This is a genomic window from Psychromonas aquatilis, assembly GCF_038155185.1.
Classification (GTDB): domain Bacteria; phylum Pseudomonadota; class Gammaproteobacteria; order Enterobacterales; family Psychromonadaceae; genus Psychromonas; species Psychromonas aquatilis.
In genome coordinates this window covers 1-1,682 of the sequence record NZ_JBAKAZ010000119.1, presented here as the reverse complement: position 1 = coordinate 1,682, position 1,682 = coordinate 1, and the positions used below count along the sequence as shown (strand labels likewise).

Sequence of the window (1,682 nt, the reverse complement as noted above, 5' to 3'; positions counted from 1 at the left end):
AAATAAGTTATTTTAACAAGCAAAATAGATCAGTTAATTAGTGTGATTGGTATTATCATATTGCTGGTGATATTGAATCTCGACAAGCCTTGTTATTACAAACCCCTGAAAGTTTTAAGAGCCGATTTAATGTTGAAGTAAGGGTACTTAATGAGGTTATAGAGATTAATAAAACAGCTAAAACGATCACTATTCGTAATCTTGTAAATAACAATGAATATATCGAGCCTTATGATGCACTTATTTTAAGCCCTGGTGCAAGCCCCTTTGTACCGCCTATTAAAGGTATTAAAAATCATCTCACTCATAGCTTACGTAATGTTCCCGATATGGACGCGATTATTGCGTTAATTGATAAAAATAAGCCTGCACATGCAACAGTGTGTGGTGGTGGGTTTATTGGTTTAGAAGTGGCTGAAGCACTACGTCAGCGTAATATTAAAGTGACTTTAGTCGAGTTTGCTCCGCAAGTGATGGGGCCTGTTGATATAGAAATTGCCAACATGTTACATGATGAGTTAGAAGCTCATGGTGTTCAACTTAAATTAGGTAAAGCTTTACAGGAGGTGTCAGAGTGTGAACCTGAAGATCAAACGCTGACACTGACACTAGATGACCAATCAAAACTAACAACTAACTTATTAATTATGGCAGTGGGTGTTAAACCTGAGGTGTCATTAGCCGTTAATGCAGATCTTGAAATAGGTGAACTCGGCGGGATAAAAGTAGATGATTACATGCGTACCAGTGATCCATCAATTTATGCTGTTGGAGACGCGATTGAATCGCCTGATTTTGTGACAGGTGATAGCATGCTTGCTCCACTCGCAGCCCCTGCGAATCGACAAGGTCGTTTGGCTGCAAATGTTATTTTTGGTGCGCAAGAAACCTATAAAAAAACACAGGTAACCGCTATTTGTAAGGTTTTTGATTTAGCCGTTTCATCAACTGGTTTAAATGAAAAAACATTGCGACGTAAAGCAATGCCTTATGAAAAAGTTTATGTGCATGCAGCGAGTCATGCAGGGTATTACCCAGGTGCTCACCCTGTGACCTTAAAGTTATTATTTCACCCTGAGTCAGGCGCCATTTTAGGTGCGCAAGCGGTTGGTAAAGACGGGGTTGATAAACGTATTGATATTATCGCAGTGGCACAACGTGCAGGGTTAAGCGTCGTTGATTTACAAGACTTAGAACTTTGTTATGCCCCTCCTTTTGGCTCGGCTCGTGATGTGGTTAATCAAGCAGGGTTAGTCGCGACTAATGTACTCAAAGGTGATGAATGTATTTTCCATAACGATCACTTAACTACATTGAACGAACAGCAAATACTGGTCGATGTGCGTGGAGGTAATGAGGTTGCTAAGCAAGGGCTTATTCCTGGAGCAATTAATATCCCTGTCGATGAGATAAGAAGCAATTTAGATAAGTTAGATAAGCAAAAAGAAATTTTAGTTTATTGTCAGGTTGGTTTACGTGGTCACGTTGCCGCTTGTTTGTTAACTAATCTGGGTTATAAAGTGAAGAATATGACCGGTGGCTTTAAAACATGGCAATTGGCGAGTCGTTAAACAATTGATTGACGGTAAGAAACTCATTGGCAGTTTCTTACCGAGCTAATGCTTTATTGACCCTGTAAATAACTCTGTGTAACTGCGGTTTTTAAATGTAATCTTTAAGGC

The 1,682-nt window shown here is 39.5% G+C and carries 1 protein-coding gene; it reads left to right on the top strand.

Annotated features, from left to right (window positions below; translation table 11 throughout):
* Window positions 1-89: 89 nt before the first annotated feature.
* On the top strand, window positions 90-1,571 hold the full coding sequence (locus V6256_RS15075) for an FAD-dependent oxidoreductase (RefSeq protein ID WP_341599091.1): 1,482 nt from the start codon (window positions 90-92) through the stop codon (window positions 1,569-1,571).
* Window positions 1,572-1,682 lie beyond the last annotated feature (111 nt).